Raw genomic sequence first — 21865 nt, forward strand, 5'->3', positions numbered from 1 at the left:
CCTCGGCACGGGGCGACCAGAAGCACCAGGTCACAGGTCAGAAGGGGTGCGCCCCGCTCAGCCTCAGGACGCGGGAACACAGAGGTTATTTCCTAATCTCGCGCGGGGTGACGGCCGAGAGCCGGTCGTGCCCGAGGCCGCCGGTGATCCAGGCGCCGAAGCGCTGCAGATGCCGGGAGATCTTGGCGGTGACCTCCGCCGAGCGGACCCCGCGCACGGCCAGATCGAGGTAGCGCTCGGTCCACACCGGCAGGCTGTCGTCCGCCGGATCGAGGCGTTCGGGAAGCCCGACCACCTTTCGTGAAGTGATTTCGGCGCGATCCGGGCCTGGCCCGCAAGGGACCGAGCTGGGCATGGAGGACGGCATGCGGCCAGATTACTTCACGGAAGGGTCATTTCCTGAAGAGAAGTGCCTTCGGCACTCGACCGGTAAGCATGACGATCCAGACAGCGGTTCGTCTACGCCACCAGCTCCACTGGTTCACATGTCCCAGCCTCTGTACCGCTTTGGCACGGTGATAGCTGTCCAGGGTGGAGTCGGTGGCCAGTGCAGCCCACATCTCCACGATCTGGGGAACATCTACCTCGAGCACTTCCCGTGCTGCTATCCAACGAACAAGGCGGTGCAGGGTGGGGTCGGTGGCCAGCACGGCGAGCAGGTCACTGCCTCGCTGGTCGCTCAATAAGGTCAGCGCCCGCGCCGCCCCGAGACGCCTAAGGTCGGCCTGGGTGGAGTCGGTGGCCAGCGCGGTGAGCAGCTTGAGGGCTTGCGGGCTATCCACCTCAGCCAGCGCCCGCGAGGCTGCGGTACGGTCTTGGACCACCATGGCGTCGGCGGCCATTGAGATCCATGCTTCTGCAGCGTTTGGGCCGCCCAGTTTGGCCAGCTCACGCACAACAGTGCCGCGGGAAACGTATGACACGGTGGAGTCGGTGGCCAGCTTGGCACATACCTGCACGGCCCGTGGGTCGCCCGACTTGGCCAACTCACTCGCAGCCCAGACACGCTCGGTGAAGGAGGGATCGATGGCCAGCGCGGCGAGCAGGTCATTGCCGCGCGGGCCGCCCAGCTCAGCCAGGTGTCGGGCGGCGCCGACACGGTAACAATCTTGCCGGCTGGGGTCGGTGGCCAGCGCGGCGAGTAGGTCGTTGGCGCGCGGGTCGCCCAGCTCGGCCAGCGCCCGCGCCGCATCGTTATGCCAATTACCGCTCAGGGTGGGGTCGGTGGCCAGCGCGGCGAGCAGGTCGTTGCCGTGCGGGTCGCCCAGCTCAGACACCGCCCGCGCGGCCCAGACACGACCGTAGGCAATCATGGTGGGATCGGTGGCCAGCTTGGCACATACCTGCACGGCCCGTGGGTCGCCCAGCTCTACCAGCGCCCGCGCGGCCCAGACACGGTTCTCTTCGCCGAGAGTGACGTCGGTGGCTAGCGCAACCCACACCTCTGCAGCCCGCAGGTCATTTAGGTCCGTCAACGTCCGCACCGCGCCCATACGTACAGATTCGTAAGTGGTGGGGTCGGTGGCTAGCGTGGCGAGTAGGTCGTTGGCGCGCGGGTCGCCCAGCTCGGCCAGCGCCTCCGTCGCAGTGCCACGGAAAACGTCCGACACGGTGGGGTCGGTGGCCAGCGCGGTGAGCAGGTCGTTGCCGCGCGGGTCGCCCAGCTCGGCCAGCGTGCGAGCCGCGTTGGCACGGCGACGGTCGGTCAGTGTGGGGTCGGTGGCCAGCGCGGCGAGCAGGTCATTGCCGCGCGGGTCGCCCAGCTCAGCCAGCGTGCGAGCGGCCAAGACGCAATAGTCGAAGTGGGGATTGGCGGCCAGGGCGTCGAGTACGTCGATGCCCCGTGGGTCGCCCCGTTCGGCCAGCGCACGTGCAGGATCGACACGGAAATCCGCGTCGAAGGTGGGGTCGGTGGCCAGCGCGGCCCATACCTCCACGGCCCGTGCGTCATCCAACCTGGACAGCGCCCGCGCCGCCTCGACACGGTAAGCGCCCGACAGGGTGGGGTCGGCGGCCTGGGCGGCCCACACTTCCGTGGCCCGTGCGTCATCCAGCCTGGCCAGCGCCCGTGCCGCATCGCCACGGCGATGGTCGTTCAGGGTGGGGTCGGTGGCGAGCGCGGCCCAGACCTCTATGGCCCGTGGGCCGCCCAACTCGGTCAACTTCCGCGCCACAACGACCCGGGAAGTGCCGTTCACCGTAGGGTCGGCGGTCAACGTGGTCAGGGTGTTGGTGGCGACGTTGACTATCTGTGGGGGCAGCGCGATACCTTCCGTAACGAGCTCAATGACAATCTCGGCGCCGTCGCGCTCTATTGCCCAGCGGTGCACGGCCGTTGTCAGCTGTGGCGGCGTGCCGGGCGGCGGTGGGTTGGCGTGCCAGGCGGCGATGAGGAACCGGCGGTAGGACGATAGGGCTGCTGGTCGTCGGGGATTATGCCAGCCGAACAGGTCGTGGAAGGCCTGTCTGCTGAGCTGAGCGTCGGAGGCGACGTGCTGGGCAGCGAGGAATTCACTGATGGTTTGGTGGATGAAGGTGTAGCTGTTGTCGCGGGCAGTAACCAGGCCGGTCCGGCGTACCAAGTGTGAGCGCCGGGCTGTCCAGTCGCGTACCGGCATGCCCGGTGGACGCAGACCGTCGGTGGCGCGCAGCACCTCGCCCAGCAGATCCTTGCCATCGCCGTCACCGTCATGATCCTGATGTTGTCGGGTGGCGACCTTGCGCAGGGCGGCAAGGGTCGCATCGGGCAGGCCAGGGACCTGCGGATCGTGCAGGCGTTGCCGCAGCAGCTCCAGGAAGCTCTGATAAATGCCGTACCGGTCGCGAGGCAGGACCCGATCGGGTCCGGCGGCATGCAGCTGGCACAAAATGGTGGCCAGCAGCGGGATCTGGGCCAGCTCGGACAGTGGCGGATCGGCCACCTGACTCAGGAAGGCGCGCACTGCTCTCTCGGGGTCGGGCAGCCGTTCGGGGTCCGCCTCGTGGGCGGCGCGCATCCAGCCGTCGGCAAAGTCGTGCAGTTGCCTGAGGTCGAAGGGCAGCAGCTCATAGATGCGCAGTTGGCGGTCTTGCTCCAGCGGCCGCAGCTCATCGTCCGGAAGTAGACGGCTGGTCAGTACGAACCGGTAGGGCCCGGCCCGATGCTCACGCAACCGCTGCGTCAGCTGGAGGCGTTGGCGAACGTCGTTGATCTCATCGAGACCATCGAGCAGGACCAACCAGCGTGCCCCGCGGCGAGGCGGATGGTTGAAGACGTCCGCGGGCAGCTCGGGGACCCGCCGCCCGGACAGCTCGTCATGAACCGCGGCGGCCAACTGCCCGGCGAACGACAGGCCCTGCACTGTGAGGCAGGAGGCTGGCACGTACAGCGGTATGTCCGCAACGGTGGCGTTGGGGCTGGCCCGCTCGCTGGTGACCACGGCAATCAGGGTGTGGCGCAGCAGGCTGGACTTGCCCGCGCCGGGGCCGCCTAGCAGCAGCACATCATGCCCGGCCGACAAGATCTCCTCGGCTATGAGGCGATCCGCCGGAGAACCGACATGAGTGTGCTCTTCTCGTGAGGAATCTTTATCGGCTTCGGCACGGGACTCGTCAGGGGCGGCCCGCAATTGGCTCCGCCGCCGCACATACACCTGAGACAGCGGCGGCAAGCGGGCATCGGGCAGCACGCCAGGGTAGGGGTGGGCCTCCGCGGCCTGGCGCGCGGCCTCCAGATATGCCTCCAGCCACGACGGGTCCTGGGGGACATCCCGGGCCGCACGCCAGCAAGATCTCGATGCCTGCGCGTCCCGCAGGTCTCTCCCAACCCCTTTTCGTCCCTCGATGCGCTCGAGCACTGTTTCTAGCACCGCCTCGAAAACCGTTTCCTCGGGGAACTCACGGCCGGCGATCCACTCGCTGATCCGCTTGCGGTTCACGGTGCGGGGAGGTCGACCGGTTCGAGGATCCATGCCAGTCCGGGGATCCTGGTGCCGCTTGAGGATCGCATTGGCTTGGTTGGCGATCGCATCCTGGGGTCGGCCGTCGGCTTCGATGAGCCGCCTCATCCTGTCGGCGAAGACGGCCCTGGGATCACCCGTGCTCCTGCTCACCGTGCCCCACCATGGGGCCCCGTTGTCCGGCCAGGTCCGGAGCGGACAAAACAGATCCGCTGGTCAGCCACATCCTGAGGGCTAAGGACACCGAAAAAAAGGTCACCAAGCTTCGACGCTTGCCGCATGAGTGTCATCGATTTCCTTAGCGAACTGCTGCAGTTCCTCACCGCAGCAACCGCGTGCACCAGAGCCGTGCTAGCGGCTCGTCGCCGTCGCCACAACCGTGACTCCCCTGTAGACAAGCGTGACTCCTCCGTGGACAAGGAAGACGGCGGCCCTTCCCCTGATCCCTCTGAAGAGGAAGCCCAGAAGTCCTCCTCCGAGGAAAGAGATCGCGCCCCGTCCTCTGAGGAGGGGAACCGCAAGACCTCCCCAGAGGAGGTGTGATCAAGGCCTGGGCAGGGTGCCAAGGGGTGCCCGCCCAGGCCAGAGCAATCTCTCTTTCGTGGGAGGGGTGAGCCGTTCATGGTGGTGCCACCCGTGGCCAGCGCCCCTGGTGCACGAGCCGCGTACTGCGCGTTCTGACTCATCACGGTGATCGTCGCCATGAGGTGACAACTCCTCAGCGTCCTGCGGCCGGCAGGCCGGTCAGGTCCAGGCGGCGGTCGGTCCGCAGCTGGATCTCGCCGTACGGGCTCATGTTCGAGTGGAAGATCGGGGTCAGGCCGCGCCGGTCAGCGTCGGTCAGCACGTCCTGCCACTCCGACAGGGCGAGGGTGTCTTGGATCATCAACGTATTAATCAGGCCGAGGCAGCTTTGGAGGATATGCAGGCACAACATGCCCAGTTCCTGTTCCTCCAGCCGATTGGAGGCGAGCTCGCCACGCTTGCCGAACCGGATGTAGTCGTTGACCCCGTTGTAGTTCTCCACCACGTTCAACCCGGACTCGGTCTCCCGCTGCAGATCCCGATCCCGCAGCCAGCGCGCCAAAAAGATCGACCTCTGGGCGCGGCCGACCTCCAGCATCGCCGCGTACGCCGGATGGGTGGTCTCGCTGGTGAACCGGCGCAGCAGCGCCTCGGTGGAGGCGGTGCGCAGCCGGATCGCGGTGGCGTACTTCAGCATCAAGTCGTAGTTGTTCTCGATGATGTCCCACCTGATCGGCCGGGTCAGCGCCGGCGCCAGCAGCGGGTAGGACGACTGATCGCCCCGACCGGGCAGGTACAGCTTCATCTTGTTGATCTGCTTGAACCGGGCGATCAGGTCGAAGTCCAGCAGTCGGGTGATGCCGAACCCGACGAAGGTGGCTCCATGGGAATCGACGAAGTTCTGCTCGATCTCCATGTCCGTGCCGTGCCGCATTGCCCCCTCGACCATCGCGTGCACCTCAGAGGCCGAACAGGAGATCAACTGGCTATGCACGGCCATCGACCCGACGACGTCGACCGTCCAGTAGATCAAAACGCCGCGCTTTGCCCTTCGATATCTCGAATGCCACTCGGTGAAGATGTTCTGGTCGAACGCGGAGAAATGGGTGGAGTCAGAGGCCACCGCAGTGGTGCCCTCACCCCACAAGGCGGTTTGCCGGGCGGCGAAGGTGGCGTTGGCGATGATGCGGGCAGCCTCGCGGCAGGCCTCCACGGTCAGATAGCGGCGACGGACGTAGCGCAGGTCATCCTCAGTATGTGGATGGTCGCCGGCGGCCACTGCACGAACGCCAGCCCCGGTCCCATAGGCGTAGATCAACAGCAGCAGCCGCTCGAACAACACCTGGGCATCCAAGTGGTTCTGGGTACCCGCCGGGGTGAAGACGTTCAAGCAGCCCGTGCGCAGCGCGGTCTCGGTGAGCATGTCCATCAGCGGAACCACGCCCCACCGGGAGCGGATCGCCGTCTTCAGCCGGCGCAGGTTCTTCGGTTCAGGCGCTGGATCCAACGGCGTCAGGTGGATCGCCCCGGCGTTTCGCCGTTCTTCGATCTTCAGCCAGGGCAGGCCCTTGCCGCCCAGGGCGTCGTTCAACGCCGACAACTCCGTGTCCAGTTCCTCCATCATCTCCGCAGTGAAGCGCTTGGGATCCTGCGGCTTGCGCAGCTTGGCGTAGTTCTCAGCTCGCCGGTCCTCAAAGTCCTTAGGCAGGTCATCGTCGGGGTTGCGCCACTTCTCCGCGCCGACCACCCAGATCTCCTTACAGCGCAGCTTCTCCCGCAGGCTCTGAAACACCCCGCACTCATACACGGTGCGCAAGATCCGCTGGCGTCGCGTGCTGTTGGCCCGATACAGCAGCTCGACCAGCTCAGGTGGGATGATGCCCTCGACCGGCACGTGCTCGCCCAGCGCGTAGCACTTCATCCGGTTTCCGGCCTCGGCCTTGTACCGCTTGATCAGCGCCAGGGCCTCCATCATCGGCGCGTGCACCGTGTTGGTCGAGCCGAACTCCAGCGCCTCCACGATCTGGATCAAGCCCGTGCGGTAGTGGTTGGTGTAGGAAGCCTTGAACACCCGCTGCCGATGCTGGCGGTAGGAGGTGCCCTTGGCCCGGTACTCATGCAGCAGCGACACCAGCGTGTGGTGGCCACCGGGCACCGCCGGATAGATGACGTCCTCGACGCGCTCCTCCGGGGCCTCCAGCGCCGCCTCGGTCATCTTGAACAAGATGTTCTCCTTGCCCGACACCCGCTTCAACTCGGCCACGAAGTCACCGATGACCTTCGTCTCGGCGCGGGCGTTGATCCGGTGCACCGTGGCGATGAGCAGATCCACCAGCGCGTCGGTGATCTCCCGGCCCCGGCAGAACAGATAGGCGGCCAGCAACGTCATCTTGATCTCGTGCGGATGGCTGCGCAGATGCGACGGCGCCTCCGCAGCGACCCGGCCCCGCCAACTGGCCAGCACCTTCGGCGCGACGCCGGCGAACAGATCGTCGGGGAGCCCGACCTTGCGGATCGCGTTCAGCTTGAACACCTCCCGCTCGATCGTCTTCACGCTGACGTTGCCCGGCTCCTCCCGGATCGCCGCGAACACGTCCACCCCGGATACCTCGGCGGCGTCGAACAACGCGCCGTCATCCTGGCGGGCCGGCTCCTCCTCATCTCCCGGGTCAGCCGTCTTCGCGATCATGGCGAGCATCCTCGCGACCGCCTCGGTGGGGATCCGGCTGCAGATCCGCGCGGTCAGCGCCTGCTCGGCCTGCCGCAGCCCCGACCCGATGATCCGCCGAAGCCGGTCCCGGGTCGGCGGCTCGATCCGCTCCTCCTTCAAATGCGCCAGCAGCTGCTCGCGCACCCGGTCGACCTGCCGCTCCTTCTCACACACCTCGACGGCCAGCCACTGTGCGGCCTTCTCGGCATCAGCAACGGAGCACTCGCGGAAGCCGAAGTACTTGCGAATGTCGGCCCGGTGCGCCTTGATCGTCCGGCCGTCCCACTCATACAACCCCAGCTCGGACGCGGGCACGTCCACCAGGCGCGCGACGTAGGCGACCGCCTGCTCGGGAATCTCGCTGCGGCCGGTCGGGAACCGGCCGTGCAAGGCATAGAACCGAAGCAGCAACGCGAACCCGAGCTTCGTCGCGCCCCGGCGCCCGGATAACTGGTCCAGCTCGTCGCCGACCAGTGTCCAGTTCCCGATCAGATCGTCCTCGTCCAGCACACGCGCCACGAGACATCCGGCTCTCTCGCGAGCGGGCAGCCGCCCGCCACCCGCAGATCCACGATTCCGGTGTCCATACTGACCGTGCTTGATCGCACGCGTCGAGGATCGGCGAAAGATCCGCTATCAGTCCAGGAAAGGCCCCCGTTGACGTGCACTAACGCAATCGCGTGTACCGGGTGACAGCAGTCTTACCGACACCCCAACATCCACGACGGCCGGTTTCTTCGGCTGATCAGACACATGCTGCAAGCCGGATACCTGGAAGACTGGATCTTCAACGCGACGCTCAGCGGTTGTCCGCAGGGCGGGGTCGCGTCCCCGATCTTGTCCAACATCTATCTGGACCGGTTGGACGTCTTCGTCGAGACCGTCCTCATCCCGGAATACACCCGAGGAGGCTCCCGGAAACCGAACCGGGAGTATCACAGGACGTACTACGCGATGCGCAGAGCCCGCGAACGCGGCGACCTCGCCGAGTTCCGCGCCCTACGCAAACGGCTGCGGTCCTTGCCCAGCTCAGATCCCCGAGATCCGAGTTATCGCAGGCTCCGCTACATCCGTTATGCCGACGACATCCTGTTCGGGTTCGCCGGACCCAAGGCCGAAGCCGAGCAGATCAAGGCACGCCTGGCCCAGTTCCTGCATGAAGACCTCAAGCTCGAATTGTCGCCGGACAAGACCCTGATCACCCATGCCCGCACCCAAGCGGCACGGTTCCTCGGCTACGAGATCACCGTTCAGCACAGCACCACGAAGATCACGAACCGGCGGAGGTCTGTCAACGGCGTGATCCGGCTGCGGGTGCCGATCCCGGTGATCAACGCCTACTGCACTCGCTACCTCGACCGCGGCAAACCCGTGCACCGCTCCAACCTGTTCGCCGCCCCGGACCGGGACATCATCAGGACCTACGGAGCCGAGTACCGAGGCATCGTCCAGTACTACCTGCTCGCCAGCGACGTATTCCGCCTCGCCCGGCTCCGCTGGGTGATGGAAACCTCGCTGCTCAAAACGCTCGCCGGCAAGCACCGCTCGACCGTCGCGACCATGGCCCGGAGATACAAGGCCAAAGTCGACACCCCGGTCGGACCCCGCACGTGCTTGCAGGTCATCACGGAGCGTCCCGGCAGGAAGCCGCTGGTCGCGCGGTTCGGCGGGATTCCGCTGCGGCGGCAGAGAACCGCACTGGTCATCGACAAGTCCATGACCAGGACCGTTGTCCGGCGCAAGGAACTGATCTCCAGGCTCCTGGCCGGACGCTGCGAGATCTGCGGCGAAACGGACGACATTGTCGTCCACCACGTTCGCAGCCTCGCGGACCTGACCGACCGCAGGCAGCCGCACCCGGCCTGGGTGACGGTGATGGTCAAGAAACGGCGAAAGACCCTCGTGGTCTGCCGTGACTGTCACACCGCCATCCACGCCAGCGGCTGACGGAACCACGAAGATCACTGGAGAGCCGTCTGCGGTCAAAGCCGCACGGGCGGTTCGGGCCGGAGGTCACCGGAAAAGGACCCGCGCTCCGCGCGGGCACCTCGCCGGTGGCCTACCGGTGCCCCGATCACCGTCTTCGCCGACCACGGAGAAGGCGGCTCCGGTGAACCGCTGGCCATTCTGCTGCGACCGGGCAACGCCGGTTCCAATACCGCCGCCGACCACATCGAAGCCACCCGGCTGGCCCTGGCCCAGCTGCCCAAGCACCGCCGACGCCAGGTGCTGATCCGCACCGACTCCGGCGGCGGAACCCATGAGTTCCTGTCCTGGCTGACCAAGCCGGGTCGGCGACTGTCGTACTCGATCGGGTTCACCCTCACCGAGGAGGTGCAACAGGCCATCCTGCGCCTGCCCAAGAGCGCGTGGACGCCCGCCTACGACGCCGACCGTCAGGTCCGGCCCGGCGCCTGGGTGGCCGAGCTGACCGGCCTGCTGGACCTGACGGGCTGGCCGAAGGGCATGCGGGTCATCGCCCGCAAGGAGCGTCCGCATCCCGGCGCCCAGCTGCGCTTCACCGACATCGACGGATGCCGCGTCACCTGCTTCGTCACCGACGCCAAACGCGGTCAGCTCGCCGACCTGGAACTGCGCCACCGCCGCCGGGCCCGCGCCGAAGACCGCATCCGCTGCGCCAAGGACACCGGCCTGGCCAACCTGCCACTGCACCACTTCGCCCGCAACCAGATCTGGTGCGAACTCGTCGCCCTGGCCTGCGAACTGCTGGCCTGGATGCAGATGCTCGCGCTGCCCGGCACCGCCGCCCGCAGCTACGAGCCCAAACGCCTGCGCCTGCGCTTGTTCGCCGTGGCCGGACGACTCGTGCGCGGCAGCCGACGCGTGCGCCTGCGCCTGGCCGCCCGCTGGCCCTGGGCCCGCGACATCCTCACCGCCCTGACCCGCCTGCAAGCCCTGCCCGCGCCCACCTGACCAGCAATCAACCGACCCTACGACCAGGAAAGGACACCCGCGGGCCCGTGGAACCCCGCCCACCCGGCGCGACAGCTGGGCCGGCGCGCTGACCACTACCCGTAATCAACCCTCAGCCGGACCGCTCAGCCGACCAATCCTTGATCACGAAAGATCGAGGCTAGAGGCCGTCGCCGCTCGTGTCCGTCAGCACGAAGAGCAAATACGCCGACTCACCAATCGCGTGAGCTGAAAGCGTTAACCGGCCAACGCCGAACACCGACCTGATTAGCCGGATAAGCGCTCGACAACGCAGCGGCCGAGGCGTTCAACAGCACCCTCAAGGTCGAGTACGTGCACCGCCACCGGTTCCGCACCCGGGCCGAGGCCCGCCTGAAGATCGCCACCTGGATCGCCGACTTCTATAACACCAGCCGGCGGCACAGCGCCAACGACGGACTGCCGCCCATCACCTTCGAACGTCACATGATCGAGAAGAGACAAGCCTCATCGGCCCTGCTGAGGACCGCTGTGGCATAGACCCGTCTCCACGCTTTGAGGGGATTGACAGACGCGACCACTACCCGATTACGGGACAGAGCCGTTAGGGGTTGAACAGACCCACACGTCGCGGTTGGGAACCGTCTGGTCGTCCAGCCGCGTCCGCCCCCGCACGACGACGTCTGCCCCGTAAGCCGAAGGAGCATTGACATGTCAGATTGATATGTTAGCTTCTACGGCATGGATGTCACCTATCTACAACACGCCAGCTTCGTGCCGATGCACCCCTCGCACACCGGCTGTGAAAGAGGGGTCGCGTTCGTCTCAGACGCCATTCGATTCAGCGTGTTCAACGTCCCTCCCGGGGCCTCGATCGCACAGCACAGCCACACCGTCATCTGGGACCTGTTCTTGGGGATGGCTGGCCGTGGCACGATCACGATTTCGGACAGCAATGAGTCGATGTCGTACGAGATCGTCCCGGGCGCCTTCTGTGCCATGCCGCCCGGGAAGGTTCATACGGTCACCAATGATTCCGACGAGCTGTTCACCTTCGTGCTCGCTCAAGCGCCGTTCGACCAGTACGACCACGTGCTGACGGCCGAGGGCGGAGCACGATGAGAGTTGGCGTAATCGGTTCAGGAGCGACGGGCGGGTACCTGGCCGCCAAGTTGGCGCACGCCGGCATCTCGGTCACGCTCGTCGCGCGTGGCGAGAGTTACGCACGGATCGAGCATGAGGGCATCGTTGTCAACGACCCGGACGGAACGCGCATCGTCGCCCGCCCGGAGCAACTGATCAAGCCCGGCGGCGTAGCCACTCCCGCTGTCGACCTGGTTCTGTTCTGCGTCAAGTCCTACGACACTAACGAGGCCGCTGCCGCGCTGACCGCCGTCGCCGGTGATCACGCGCGTGTGTTGTGCCTGCAGAACGGTGTCCGGAACGAAGAAGTTCTCGCGGATCTGATTGGGCCGGCGCGTCTTCTCTCGGGTGTCCTCTATATCGGCGCGCGGCGGACCGCTCCCGGCGTGATCGATTGCACCTCTCCGCCGAGGATCCATCTCGGCGACTACGTCGGACAGCCCTCTCCCGACCTCGACTCCATTCTCGACGTGTTCCGGTCGGCCAACCTGGACATCGCCGCAGACGACCGCATCCGCGCGCAGAAGTGGCAGAAGTTCCTGTTCAACTGTGCTCTCAACCCGCTCACTGCGCTCATCCAGCGCCCGCTCGGCGACATCTTGGCGCGTCCGTCCGGCCGCCACCTGTACGGCTCACTGCTTGAGGAGGCAATCGCCGTCGGAAGGGCCCACGGCGCGCCGATCCCCTCGGACGCCGGCGACAAGGTGTGGGAACAGGGAAACCGGATGAACATCCTCTCGTCGATGGCAGAAGACGTGGCAGCCGGACGTCCGCTGGAGATCGACGCCTTCACCGGGTACGTTCACGAACTGGGCGATCGACACGGCGTCGAGACCCCGGTGAGCGGCGTAGTCCTCGACATGCTCAAGACGCTGGACCCAGCTGCCGCCTGACCGCACGGTAATGCGTACGGTCGATTAAGCCAAGCGCCCTGAAAGCGGGCGATCACCGCACTTGCTCGTTCGCAAAGGCGCGCCCTCGCATGCAGGTGCCTGACCAACAATACGTCCGTACGGACCCCCTACGCGTCCGTACGGACGCGCCGAGGTACACACACAAGGAGGCTGAAATGTCGTTCTCTCAATCGCGGAAGTACCTCGCTGGCCTGGCACTCGCATCATGTCTAGCGTCGGCAGCCTGCGGAACCAAAGACTCCGGTAAGAACTCGGACGACCTGACGAGCCTGGAACTGGCCATACAGCAACCTCCTTCGCTCGGGTTCTTTCTCAGCCCGATCATCAAAGATCAGGGATTGGACAAGAAGCACGGCCTGAACATTTCATTCAAACCACAACCGGGGGCCACCTACCGTACCAACTTCGCCTCGGGCGCGACGCAGGTGGGCGCCAGCGGCACACTGCTCACCGATGTCGGTCTGCTCTCCCAGAAGGGCGGAAAAGTCCAGTACCTGTTCAACGTGTACAACTACTGGGGTGCCGCGGTGGCACCCAAGACTTCGGGTATCACGAAACTCAGTGACTTCAGCAACAAGAGCTTCGCCGCGGACTTGACGTCGGCGCAGTACGTGATGTTCAAGTACGTCGCCCAGAAGAACGGACTCGACGTAGGAAGCATGCGCGTCCAGGGCGTCCAGGGCCCGGCCCTTTCCCCGATCATCGAAGCCAACCGGGCCGATGGTGTAGAGATCTGGGAGCCGGCCTACTCATCCCTCACCGAGGGAGGCACCAGCGACAAGTACACGACGTTCGACCTTGCGAAGCTCTGGACGCAGGCGACCGGCCAGTCCCACATCCCCTACCTCGGGCTGGCCGCCCAGACGAGCTGGATCACCTCGCACAAGCGAGAGGTCTCGCAGTTGTACGACACCTACGTCGATGCCGCGGCGTACGTGAAGGAGCACCCAACGGAGGCGGCGCAAACGATCTCGAAGGCACTGAGAATCCGTGAAGCCTCCATCGCCGCACTGCTGAAGTCGACGAGACTCAATTTGAACGTCTACTGGGCTTCGTCGCAGACAAATGCGATCGACACCGTATTCCGCGCAGCAGTTGAGTCCGGCTACCTCAAGTCTGTGCCGCAGGGCGTGGTCTACCAGCAGGGTTGATCTCGGCGCCTGACCATGCCCTTCAATTCTTCTCACGTGCGAAAGACGGAAATGCTGTCGTGAACATCAGGCAATTGGCGGAGAACAAAGCCTCCGTCGCACCCGAAACTGGCCGCGTTCTCCCAACTCCTGCCTGGCGCGTTTGCCTGTCGGCACTCAAAGGCAAACGCGCAGCAGTTATCGACATCATCGCAATCGCCGGACTGTGGCAGCTTAGCACACTGTTCCTATCGAGTCTGGTGGCTCCGTCGATACCCGATATCTGGAATTCACTCGTCCACATCGTCACCAACTCCGCGACGTTGAAGAGCCTTCTCATCACCGTGGAACGAGTCGTCCTAGCACTGATCACCACCTTCCTGCTGGGTGTGGCCATAGGGCTGCTCATGGGCGCCCGGCGAACATTCGAGACCTATGCGCGCCCGATTCTGCAATTCCTGCAGGGTGTGCCGGGATTGTCATGGGTGGTCTTCGCGGTCATCTGGTTCAAGGACGTCGAGACGCGCATCGCGTTCATCATGCTCGTGGAACTCACGCCGAGTTTCGCTCTCTACACTGTCGGCGCAGTCCGGTCCGTTCCCCACGACCTGCAGGAAGTGGCTGTCGCGTTCCGAGCAAGGCCGATCCAACGATTCCGGCTCATCGTGTGGCCCGCGGTCATCCCCGCAATGCTGTCCGCGTGGGAGGTCAATCTCGGCACCGCGATCCGAGTCGTGGTCGTCGCCGAGTTGGTCGGGGCAACAACGGGGGTCGGTTATGAGTTGCTCAACTCGCAATCGATCTTCGACATGGCCGGAGCGATAGCCTGGACACTGCTGTTGGTCGTGGTCCTGATGATCTTGCAGGCTGTCCGTGGTCTCGCCGAGAGTCGCCTCCTGGCGTGGCGGCCCGCGGTCGGAAGGGGTTAATCATGAATCAGCCACAGCCCACGTTGCCTGTCGTTTTCGACGACGTCACCAAGGCATTCGCACGCAAGGGCCCCACGGGAGGCAAGGAACAGCTCGTCGTCTGCCGCGACCTCAGTTTCCATGTGGCCCCGCAGGAGCGAGTCGCGATCGTAGGAGCGACCGGCTCGGGCAAATCCACCGCCCTGTCGCTGATGATGGGTCTGCAGTCCGTCACGTCCGGTCGCGTCCGTGTTCTCGGGCACGACCCCTACCGTGACTTCGATGAGCTACGTGCCAAAGTCGGGATCATCTTCCAGACTGCGCGACTCCTTCCGTGGCGAACCACCATCGACAACGTCGCCCTCGGCCTCCAGATCCTCGGAGTCGGGAAGAAGGAGCGCAAGGAGCGCGCCGCCGAATGGCTCGACAAGCTCGGACTTGGTAAATTCGCCCACGTTCACCCCCATGAGCTGTCCGGGGGGATGCAGCAGCGGGCAGCCATTGCCCGCACGTTCCTCACCGACCCCGATCTCATCCTCGCGGACGAAGCGTTCAGCGCCCTGGACGAGGTGACGGCAGCAGCGGTGCGATCGGACCTGCTCAAGCTCATTCAGGACACCCGGAAGACGACGGTCTTCGTGACGCACTCCATCAGCGAAGCCGTTGAAGTCGGCCAGCGAGTTCTCGTGCTCGCCGCGCCCGGCCGTGTCGTGGGCACCGTGGAACTGAGCGAGTTCGGTGAACCGTCAGCCGAGGCGCGTCATACCGCCGAACGGCGGGTCAGGGAGATTCTTCGCGCCGCCAGCACAGATGGGCGAGAAGCCGGCAACTCCGCGATTCGGACACTGGCGAAGGAGGCGAGTACGATCGAGGATGTGGTGAGCCGATGACGAAGGACCAGGAGCCTATGCCGTCGCCCAGTGTTCCGCTCGCCGACATCGCGTACGAGCGAATCCGAGAAATGGTGTTGCGACGCCAGATCCGCCCGGGTGAGCAGACCTCGGTAGCCAAATTGGCCAGCCAGACGAAGCTGGGCCGCAGCCCGGTGAAGGAAGCGATCACGAGACTGGTCTCCGAGGGGCTCCTGCAGGTGTCGGACCGCCGCGGAACGACGGCGGTCAAGCTCACCCGATCGGACATCGCCGACCTGTTCGAGCTACGCCAGATCTTCGAAAAATACGTAGCGTCCCGCGCCGCGAAGAACATCACCTCGGCTGAACTTCAAGAATTGTCCGAGCTACTGGTCATCCTCGAAGAGGAATCGCTGTCCAAGCCTCCCGAGAAACAGTCGATCGCCAAATTCATCGATGCTGACGTCCGTCTGCACGAGATCATCATCCGGTCGGCCGGCAACGCCCACCTGACGCGTCACTACAAACTCCTGAACCTTCATCTTCAAATCTCGGACTACCTGTTCCGTCACCACACGGGGATGCGCGAGGAACGACACCGAGACCACATCGCCATGGTCGACGCGCTGAGAGAGCGAGACGGTGAAAGGCTCGCGACCCTTCTTGAGCAGCACAGCAACTCCGTCAAGCACGTAATTCTGACAGCGATGGAAGTCGAAGAGGCCGACGGCAGTACGTGGTTGAACCACAGCACGCCCGCCGACCACTGAGCGCCGGCCCAACCGCACATCCCGTCAAACCCTTCTCTCCCACACGGTTACAGGCCAAGACGCCTATCGCGCTGTCACGCTGTCGCCGTTGCACGCTTACCCTCCCGCAGGAGACACCCATGGACTCTGTCCGAGCAGCAGTCGTTCAAGCATCCCCAGTCCACAACAACCATCGCGCGAGCATGGCGAAGATACGCAATCTGCTGTCCGACACCTCCCGGTCAGGCGCCAAGCTGGCCGTCTTCCCGGAAGCCTTCCTCGGCGGCTACCCACGAGGAGCAACATTCGGCACCTCGATCGGGAGCCGCACCCCTGAGGGCCGGGAGGAGTTTCGTCACTACTGGAACGCCGCAATCGACGTTCCCGGACCGGTCGTGTTCGAGCTGGGCGAACTCGCCGCCGAGTTCCGCACCCACCTGGTCATCGGCGTCATCGAACGAGATGGTGGGACTCTCTACTGCACGGTCCTCTTCTACGATGCTACGGGCGCGTACCTCGGCAAGCACCGCAAGCTCATGCCCACAGGCGCCGAAAGGCTTATCTGGGGTTTCGGCGACGGCTCGACACTCAACGTCTTCGATACCGAGATAGGGCGTCTCGGAGCCGTTGTCTGCTGGGAGAACTATATGCCGCTGCTGCGCGCCGCGATGTACTCCAAAGGCATCCAGATCTACTGCGCTCCGACCGCAGACAGCCGTGACACCTGGACCGCAACCATGCGCCACGTGGCATGCGAAGGACGGTGTTTCGTCCTCGGAGCCAATCAGTACATCACCCTGGACGACGACTGCGCCGACGTTAAGACGAGCGACCAATCCGCGCTGATGTCGCGGGGAGGCTCGCTCATCGTCTCTCCCATGGGAGAGATCCTCGCCGGGCCGTGCTTCGACCAGGAAGCGGTGCTGACCGCAGACCTCGACTTGGCCGAGATCGTCCGCGGCAAGTACGACTTCGACGTGGTCGGCCACTACGCGAGGCCCGACATCTTCCGCCTCACCGTCAACGAACGGGTTCAGCGAGCGGTCTTCACCGAAACCGACTAGCTCTCCTGACCGGCACCTGGATGAGCACACTGTTGAAATCGGCCGATGTGCCCTGACGTACGCAGGCACCCTGCAATGGATGTGGAGGCAACACATGACGACGACACCCGGCACGCACAGAGTCGCCGCCATCCCCGGGGACGGCATCGGAACGGAGGTGACGGTGGCGGCGCAGAAGGTTCTTGACGCCGTCGCCTGCCGCCACGGCTTCACGCTCGACTGGAGGCAGTTCGACTGGAGCTGCGAACGGTACGTGCGCACCGGCCAGATGATGCCGGCCGACGGTATCGATCAGCTCCGCGAGTACGACGCCATCTTCCTCGGCGCCGTCGGCTTCCCGGGCGTACCCGACCACGTGTCACTGTGGGGTTTGCTCATCCCGATCCGGCGCGCGTTCCAGCAGTACGTCAACCTTCGACCTGTTCGGCTGTTCCCCGGGATCACCCCGCCGCTCGCGGGTCGAGGACCGTCAGACATCGACATGGTGATCGTGCGGGAGAACTGCGAGGGGGAGTACTCAGAGATCGGTGGACGACACGCCACGGGTACGCCCCATGAGTTCGCCGTGCAGGAAGCGGTCTTCAGCCGTCACGGCATGGAGCGAGTCATGCGCTTCGCGTTCTCCCACGCCCAGCACCGCGGTGGTCACGTGACGTCAGCGACCAAGTCCAACGGCCTCATTCACTCAATGCCGTTCTGGGACCAGATCTTTCACGAGATCTCAGCGGACAACCCGCAGGTTTCTTCCGACCAATGCCACATCGACGCGCTCACCGCTCGCATGGTCCTCTCCCCGGACAAAGTCGACGTCGTCGTCGCATCCAACCTCTTCGGCGACATCCTCAGCGATCTGGCCGCCGCAGTCGCAGGTAGCCTCGGTATCGCTCCCTCCGGCAACATCAATCCCGAGCGCACCCACCCGTCCATGTTCGAGTCGGTGCACGGCTCTGCCCCCGATATCGCTCACAAGGGCATAGCGAACCCGACCGCCCAGATCCTCGCCGGCGCCATGATGCTCGATCACCTTGGAGAAACCGATGCTGCGGCCGCGGTCACGAAGGCCGTCGAAGACGTTCTGGGCTCGTCTGACGTCCGGACGCTCGACCTTGGCGGCACCGCCGGCACGGTGGAGATGACCGAAGCGATTCTCGCCCGATTGGGCGGATAGCCGATCAGCCGGTGAGCTCCGCGGCCAGGACGGTGCTGGGTATCGACGGCATGAGGTTGCTCCGGTTTGGTGGAACAACCATCCGCTTGAGGAGAACGTGGCGCCCCCTCAGTCCTAGCCACCGCCGAACGCCGCAAGAAACCCCCGACCAGACCAAGACCGCCGCCAAGACTACCCTCCATCGGCTGCTGTCCCGCCGCGACGTCCCCTACACGAGAAGACCCTGTGGCGCATACTGACCGGAAAATCACCCACCTCAGCCGGGCAGGCGGCAGCGAACCTCGGCCGGTGGAAACCGTCGAGATGATCAGTGAATCTTTTTCGTGCGCCCATCAGAGCAGGAGGTGCAACGCTCGAACCTGGCCGGCTGGGGCAGCTACGGCTACTGCGCCTCACATTCGCGGTTCTTTTGGGGCCTGCGGTTGTATCTGGTCTGTACCCCGGCGGGGATGCCCATCATGTGGGCACTGGCCATCCCGAAGATCGGCGAGCGCGAGGTGCTGGCAGCGATGCTCGAGATCGACGCCGACCTGATCGCCGAGCGCGAGGGCATCCTGCTCATCTCGGACAAGGGCTTCGCCTCCAAGCCCTTCGAAAAGGAACTCGCCGAACAGGGCATCGAGCTGCTGCGCCCCTCGCGCAAGCGAGAGAAACAGAGGTACGGCGAACCGATGCTCAAGAAGGTCCGCCAGCTCATCGAGTCGGTCAACGACACCCTCAAAGGGCAACTCAACCTGGAACAACACGGCGGCCTGCTCGGGCCGGTCCTCGGGCGGGTGCTGGTCCATCACGCTGTCGCAGTCTCGCGCCGAGCTCGGCGCTGCGCCGGGACGCCGACCGCGCGGATCGCGGTGACCTGGCGTGCCCATTTCATGAAGACGTCCAGCTCGTCCAGCGCGACGGCGGCGTCGGCCAGCTGCGCGACATCCAGTTGCACCAGTCCCGGGAAGCGCTTGGCGACCTGTGCGGACTGCTCGGCCAGGGCGGTCAGAGCGGTGACCAGCGCGGCACCGGTGCCTGCCTTGCCCGCCGGCCGCGCGGGCGGCGTCTCGGTGCGGTGTCCGGCCCGCTGTTCGGCCTGCTGGGCCCGCCGCCGGTCGAATTCGGCCGCCAGCTCGGGCGGTTCACGTGGTCCTCGGCGACCAGCACCCTGACGAGCTCGTCACGGTTGGGGCTGTTGTTCACCTCGGTGACGTAGTCGATGACGCCGTCGCTCTCCCGCGCAGAGGGGGATCCTGATCGGGTCAATGCCCGGCGGCTGGAGTTACTGCTGGCCCAGAGTGCGACCGCGCCGCACGCGGGCGGGGTGCTGGTGATCGATGACAGTGGGGACCGCAAAGACGGCACCGCCACCGCGCATGTGGGCCGCCAATGGCTGGGCCGGTACGGCAAGACCGACAGCGGCATCGTCACGGTGAGCACGCTGTGGGCCGATGAGCGCCTCTACTATCCATTGCATGCCCGGCCCTACACGCCGGCCCGCCACTTCGCGCGGGGGAAGAGCGACCCGGCGTTTTGCACCAAGTGGCAGATTGCCGTGGAGCTGGCAGGGCGGGCTGTCACGGCGGGGATGGCCTTTCGCGCCGTGCTGGCCGACTGCGCCTATGGTGTCGACTTGGATCGTTCGACGGGTCTGGTGCACTTGATGGGGAGCGATCACGGTCGGTGATCCGGGTTCAGTTCAGCAGTGCCATCTTCCTCAGCAAGTCGTAGTTGGCGCGGCCGAACATGAGCCGCTTCAGAAATTTAAGATCTTGCAGACTTTGCCCTCGACGGCGCCCGAACTGTAGGGCAGCATCCGCCCGTTGAGGACGGCGGCGTGGTCGCGTTCGAGGCCGTTGGCGAAGGTGTGCAGGTAGGGCAGGTCGTCCGTGCGGACGGCGGCGATCCACGCGTCGAGGCGCTCCCCGTGGCGGCCGGTCATCATCTTGGCGAACTCTTCGACGTGACCGCGCAAGATGTCCAGGTGAGGGCAGGCTGCCCGGACCTCTTTGAGTTTGACCTGCTCATCGGCGTCGAGGTTGTCGGGGCGTCGGCGGATCCAGCTGGTGATGTGCCGGACCTTGGGCGGAGAAGGAACGGCGGCTGGTGCGGCGCTCCCCTTGAACGGGGCCAGGTAGCGGTAGACGGTCCAGTAGGTGCCGCGGAACCCCTGCATGGCGATCTCTCGATGGAGCTGCTTGATGTTGGTGCAGCCGGAGTTCCACCGCTGGTGCAGGTGAACCTTGTAGTCGTCCAGCATGCTCGGCCATCCGGCCAGCGGCGCTGCCACGAGTTCGTCAACGCTTTCCGCGTGGAAGTAACGTCGGGTGGTCACGGGCGAGATGCGCAGTTCTCTGGTGATCGCGGCGATGTGCCGGCCCTCGGCCTTGAGCGCCTGGACCTGCTCATATAGTCGGCGAGCGCGTACTACCCGGGAGCGGCTCTCGGCCTGCGCTGCGGTCGCCCGCTCGGCCGTCTGCCCGGGGTCGGGTGCCTGCTCGGCGGCGGCTTGCTTGAGGACGGCGTAGTGTTCCTTGACGCAGCTATGGTGCGCAGCGACGGTCTTCTTCACGTATTCGCCCAGGTTGTCCCACAGATGCCACCTGTCGGCGACTTGCTGAGCGTTCGGAGCGCCCTCCCGGCCTCCCATGCTGTAGGGCCCGCCCCTGTCCCGGCAGATGACCTCGACTCCGGGATGGGCGCGCAGCCATTCGGCGAAGGTGCCGGCCTCGCGGTCGGGCAGGATGTCGATGATCCGGTGACCGTCCATGTCGACCAGGACGCTGGCGTACGATTGGCCGCGTCGCTTGGCCCAGTCGTCGACCCCGAGCACGGTGACCTGCCCGATCTCGGGGTCAGGCATCGCTCTGACCATCCGGATCAGCGTGATCCTGGACACCACCGCGCCCAGGCCGCTCGCCATCCGTGCTCCCGCACGGCCGGCCAGCGCGAGCGCGATCCGTTCCAACAGTCCGCGCAGCCCGACCGTCCGCCGCTGGTACATGGCCGTCAGCCCGTGCACCTGCTCAGCGAACGTCACGATCGGGCAGCCCAGATTGCCGCAGATGAAGCGGCGGACCTCCAGCATGACCTCGACAGGCCGCCCACCGTAGGCCACGTCCTGCAGCCGACGCCGATATCTGTCGTGCACCCGCGAAGACGGCATCTGGCAGCTGCGGCAAGCCACCATCTCCGACCCGGTTCGAGCTACGATCCGCACACTGCCGGCGACGTCCTCCACCTGATCGAGAACCAGTCCAGCCAGGTGCGGAAACAGCCGATCCAGCAGATCGACTTCCCTGTCGTCGAGCTCGTGCAGCACAATGAACCCCCACGGCCGTTCTTCATGATCCAGATCTTGGCGATCCAGATCGTGACAGAACGGCCGTTCTCATGCGCAACGAGTTACACGATCGCTACCAGCCCATAGCCCGGGACTCACAGCCGGTAGTTGCTCCCCATCAAGTGCACCAGACCCGTCAAGCGATCAAAGTCACACCTATGGTGATCTGGACGATTTCCGTGGCGAGTTGCGCACGGCGGGTTTGGGCTGGGTGGTGGCGGTGCGCCCCAAGCATGGCACGTGGGCTTATGGCGCCGATGCCTACACCCCCTGCGACGCCGCCGCCGTGCTGGCCTGGGACGGGCCGGATGCGCCCGGCGACTGGACGGCGGTGCAGCGGCGTTTCCGTGATGGGCATGTCGAGACCTGGTGGGCGGCCGAGGCGAGTCTGGGGTTTTGGGGACCGGATGGACCTTGCTGGCTAACCCGCCTTCAGAGTGCGTTACGCGAGCCTCTGTCCTTGATGTCGCAGTGTGATCATATGGATTTGTAGCGTTACTGTCGGTTGGCGGGTCCAGATGTGCTGG

Annotated in this window: 16 protein-coding genes and 2 pseudogenes; 14 read left to right on the forward strand and 4 right to left on the reverse strand. The window is 65.3% G+C overall.

The window, feature by feature from the left end:
* Positions 1-85: 85 nt before the first annotated feature.
* Both ACGFJ2_RS58990 and ACGFJ2_RS58995 read right to left on the reverse strand, forming a co-directional pair.
* A complete protein-coding gene (locus ACGFJ2_RS58990; protein ID WP_393484183.1) occupies positions 86-295 on the reverse strand; it encodes a hypothetical protein in 210 nt (69 codons plus the stop codon).
* Positions 296-392: 97 nt separating this feature from the next.
* The gene (locus ACGFJ2_RS58995) at positions 393-4091 is read right to left on the reverse strand and encodes a HEAT repeat domain-containing protein (protein ID WP_393484186.1); all 3699 of its coding nucleotides are present in this window, start codon (positions 4089-4091) and stop codon (positions 393-395) included.
* 126 nt (positions 4092-4217) lie between these two features.
* Here ACGFJ2_RS58995 and ACGFJ2_RS59000 point away from each other — a divergent pair, with 126 nt between their 5' ends.
* Positions 4218-4481, forward strand: a complete 264-nt coding sequence (locus ACGFJ2_RS59000) for a hypothetical protein (protein ID WP_393484189.1) — start codon at positions 4218-4220, stop codon at positions 4479-4481.
* A 175-nt stretch (positions 4482-4656) separates the two neighbouring features.
* Here the strand turns inward: ACGFJ2_RS59000 and ACGFJ2_RS59005 are convergent, their stop codons facing one another.
* Positions 4657-7803 (reverse strand): Tn3 family transposase, encoded by a 3147-nt coding sequence (locus ACGFJ2_RS59005; RefSeq protein WP_393484210.1) that lies wholly within the window; start codon positions 7801-7803, stop codon positions 4657-4659.
* 123 nt (positions 7804-7926) lie between these two features.
* On the opposite strand from ACGFJ2_RS59005, the gene ACGFJ2_RS59010 reads away from it, so the two are divergent.
* The 13 genes and pseudogenes from ACGFJ2_RS59010 (at position 7927) to ACGFJ2_RS59070 (ending at position 19682) form a co-directional block, all read left to right on the forward strand.
* Positions 7927-9120, forward strand: coding sequence for a group II intron reverse transcriptase/maturase (locus ACGFJ2_RS59010; RefSeq protein ID WP_393484191.1), 1194 nt, complete (start codon positions 7927-7929; stop codon positions 9118-9120).
* 123 nt (positions 9121-9243) lie between these two features.
* Positions 9244-10107, forward strand: a pseudogene (locus ACGFJ2_RS59015) (IS1380 family transposase); the annotation flags it as partial.
* A gap of 294 nt (positions 10108-10401) precedes the next feature.
* Positions 10402-10626, forward strand: a pseudogene (locus ACGFJ2_RS59020) (integrase core domain-containing protein); the annotation flags it as partial.
* A gap of 201 nt (positions 10627-10827) precedes the next feature.
* Positions 10828-11208: a cupin domain-containing protein gene (locus ACGFJ2_RS59025; protein ID WP_357955453.1), complete on the forward strand. Its 381-nt coding sequence runs from the start codon at positions 10828-10830 to the stop codon at positions 11206-11208.
* Positions 11205-12122 (forward strand): ketopantoate reductase family protein, encoded by a 918-nt coding sequence (locus ACGFJ2_RS59030; RefSeq protein ID WP_357955451.1) that lies wholly within the window; start codon positions 11205-11207, stop codon positions 12120-12122. Before ACGFJ2_RS59025 ends, ACGFJ2_RS59030 begins: the two co-directional genes overlap by 4 nt.
* Positions 12123-12298: 176 nt before the next feature.
* Positions 12299-13294: an ABC transporter substrate-binding protein gene (locus ACGFJ2_RS59035; RefSeq protein ID WP_357955449.1), complete on the forward strand. Its 996-nt coding sequence runs from the start codon at positions 12299-12301 to the stop codon at positions 13292-13294.
* Between the two features lie 59 nt (positions 13295-13353).
* Positions 13354-14202, forward strand: a complete 849-nt coding sequence (locus ACGFJ2_RS59040; protein ID WP_357955447.1) for an ABC transporter permease subunit — start codon at positions 13354-13356, stop codon at positions 14200-14202.
* A gap of 2 nt (positions 14203-14204) precedes the next feature.
* Positions 14205-15071, forward strand: coding sequence for an ABC transporter ATP-binding protein (locus ACGFJ2_RS59045; RefSeq protein ID WP_393484196.1), 867 nt, complete (start codon positions 14205-14207; stop codon positions 15069-15071).
* Complete coding sequence (locus ACGFJ2_RS59050; protein WP_357955444.1) at positions 15068-15802, forward strand: GntR family transcriptional regulator; 735 nt, start codon at positions 15068-15070, stop codon at positions 15800-15802. Before ACGFJ2_RS59045 ends, ACGFJ2_RS59050 begins: the two co-directional genes overlap by 4 nt.
* A gap of 119 nt (positions 15803-15921) precedes the next feature.
* Positions 15922-16845, forward strand: a complete 924-nt coding sequence (locus ACGFJ2_RS59055; RefSeq protein WP_358185250.1) for a nitrilase-related carbon-nitrogen hydrolase — start codon at positions 15922-15924, stop codon at positions 16843-16845.
* 94 nt (positions 16846-16939) lie between these two features.
* A complete protein-coding gene (locus ACGFJ2_RS59060) occupies positions 16940-18013 on the forward strand; it encodes a tartrate dehydrogenase (protein WP_357955440.1) in 1074 nt (357 codons plus the stop codon).
* Positions 18014-18336: 323 nt separating this feature from the next.
* Positions 18337-19167, forward strand: a complete 831-nt coding sequence (locus tag ACGFJ2_RS59065; protein WP_393484201.1) for a transposase — start codon at positions 18337-18339, stop codon at positions 19165-19167.
* Positions 19168-19214: 47 nt separating this feature from the next.
* The gene (locus ACGFJ2_RS59070; protein ID WP_393484204.1) at positions 19215-19682 is read left to right on the forward strand and encodes a transposase; all 468 of its coding nucleotides are present in this window, start codon (positions 19215-19217) and stop codon (positions 19680-19682) included.
* Between the two features lie 69 nt (positions 19683-19751).
* Here the strand turns inward: ACGFJ2_RS59070 and ACGFJ2_RS59075 are convergent, their stop codons facing one another.
* Entirely contained in the window at positions 19752-21317 is a 1566-nt protein-coding gene (locus ACGFJ2_RS59075; protein WP_393484207.1) for an ISL3 family transposase, read from the reverse strand.
* Between the last annotated feature and the right edge of the window lie 548 nt (positions 21318-21865).

The organism is Nonomuraea sp. NPDC049028 (assembly GCF_043197735.1).
Taxonomy (GTDB): domain Bacteria; phylum Actinomycetota; class Actinomycetes; order Streptosporangiales; family Streptosporangiaceae; genus Nonomuraea.

Coding starts and splice junctions, on each gene's coding strand:
- ACGFJ2_RS59000 (WP_393484189.1), top strand. CDS start 4,218: ATGAGTGTCATCGATTTCCTTAGCGAACTGCTGCAGTTCCTCACCGCA.
- ACGFJ2_RS59010 (WP_393484191.1), top strand. CDS start 7,927: ATGCTGCAAGCCGGATACCTGGAAGACTGGATCTTCAACGCGACGCTC.
- ACGFJ2_RS59025 (WP_357955453.1), top strand. CDS start 10,828: ATGGATGTCACCTATCTACAACACGCCAGCTTCGTGCCGATGCACCCC.
- ACGFJ2_RS59030 (WP_357955451.1), top strand. CDS start 11,205: ATGAGAGTTGGCGTAATCGGTTCAGGAGCGACGGGCGGGTACCTGGCC.
- ACGFJ2_RS59035 (WP_357955449.1), top strand. CDS start 12,299: ATGTCGTTCTCTCAATCGCGGAAGTACCTCGCTGGCCTGGCACTCGCA.
- ACGFJ2_RS59045 (WP_393484196.1), top strand. CDS start 14,205: ATGAATCAGCCACAGCCCACGTTGCCTGTCGTTTTCGACGACGTCACC.
- ACGFJ2_RS59050 (WP_357955444.1), top strand. CDS start 15,068: ATGACGAAGGACCAGGAGCCTATGCCGTCGCCCAGTGTTCCGCTCGCC.
- ACGFJ2_RS59055 (WP_358185250.1), top strand. CDS start 15,922: ATGGACTCTGTCCGAGCAGCAGTCGTTCAAGCATCCCCAGTCCACAAC.
- ACGFJ2_RS59060 (WP_357955440.1), top strand. CDS start 16,940: ATGACGACGACACCCGGCACGCACAGAGTCGCCGCCATCCCCGGGGAC.
- ACGFJ2_RS59070 (WP_393484204.1), top strand. CDS start 19,215: ATGACGCCGTCGCTCTCCCGCGCAGAGGGGGATCCTGATCGGGTCAAT.